This window comes from Stenotrophomonas sp. YIM B06876 (assembly GCF_030711595.1).
Taxonomy (GTDB): Bacteria; Pseudomonadota; Gammaproteobacteria; order Xanthomonadales; family Xanthomonadaceae; genus Stenotrophomonas.
Genome location: NZ_JAUJUJ010000268.1, coordinates 1 through 1,128 on the forward strand (window position 1 = coordinate 1; position 1,128 = coordinate 1,128).

Here is a 1,128-nt window from a genome sequence, read left to right on the forward strand (position 1 = left end):
GATGGCGAAGATTTCGCGCTCCTGCAGCGCGAACGAGACGTGGTCGACCGCCAGCAGGCCGCCAAAGCGCATGCACAGGTCGTCCACTTTCAACAATGTCATGCTCATGCGATTACCTTGGGTTGGCCCTTGTTGTTGGTGTCATGGAAGGCGTGCGTCATGCGTCGAGCTCCACATGCTGGCGCTTCATGGGCAGCAGGCCCTGCGGGCGCCAGACCATCATCACGATCATCACCAGGCCGAAGATAAGCATGCGGTAGTCCGAGAACTCGCGCGCCAGCTCGGGCAGCACGGTGAGGACGATGGCCGCGATGATCACGCCCAGCTGCGAGCCCATGCCGCCGAGCACCACGATGGCCAGGATCAGCGCCGACTCGATGAAGCTGAACGACTCGGGGCTGACGATNGTGAGGACGATGGCCGCGATGATCACGCCCAGCTGCGAGCCCATGCCGCCGAGCACCACGATGGCCAGGATCAGCGCCGACTCGATGAAGCTGAACGACTCGGGGCTGACGATGCCCTGGCGCGCGGCAAAGAAGGCGCCGCCCAGGCCGGCGAACATGGCGCCCAGCGTGAACGCCGAGAGCTTGATGGTCATCGGGTTCAGGCCCAGCGAGCGGCAGGCCACCTCGTCTTCGCGCAGCGCCTCCCAGGCGCGGCCTATGGGCATGCGGATCAGCCGGTTGGAGATCCACAGCGTGGCCAGTGCCAGCAGCAGCGCCATCAGGTACAGGAAGGTCACCATGTGCAGCGAGCTGAATTCCAGCCCGAGCAGCTGGTGCAGCGTGGTGCCGCCCTCGGTGCTGGCCTGGCGCGAGATTTCGTAGCCGAACAGGGTCGGCTTGGGAATGCCCGAGATGCCGTCGGGTCCGCCCGTCAGATGGGTCAGGTTGACCAGCAGCAGGCGGATGATCTCGCCAAAGCCGAGCGTGACGATGGCCAGGTAGTCGCCGCGCAGGCGCAGCACCGGAAAGCCAAGCACACAGCCGAATGTCGCCGCCACCGCGCCGGCCAGCGGCAGGGCCTCCCAGAAGCTCCAGCCGAGCCAGTGGAACAGCAGGCCGTAGGTGTAGGCGCCGACGGCGTAGAAGCCGACGAAGCCCAGGTCGAGCAGGCCGGCGAAGC

Annotated in this window: 1 protein-coding gene; it reads right to left on the minus strand. The window is 66.0% G+C overall.

The genetic code is table 11. From position 1 onward, the window contains the following. Positions 1 to 157: 157 nt before the first annotated feature. Positions 158 to 1,128, minus strand: a 971-nt coding sequence (gene livM / locus QZH66_RS16635; RefSeq protein WP_305806974.1) for a high-affinity branched-chain amino acid ABC transporter permease LivM, incomplete at its 5' end; no start/stop codon positions are given.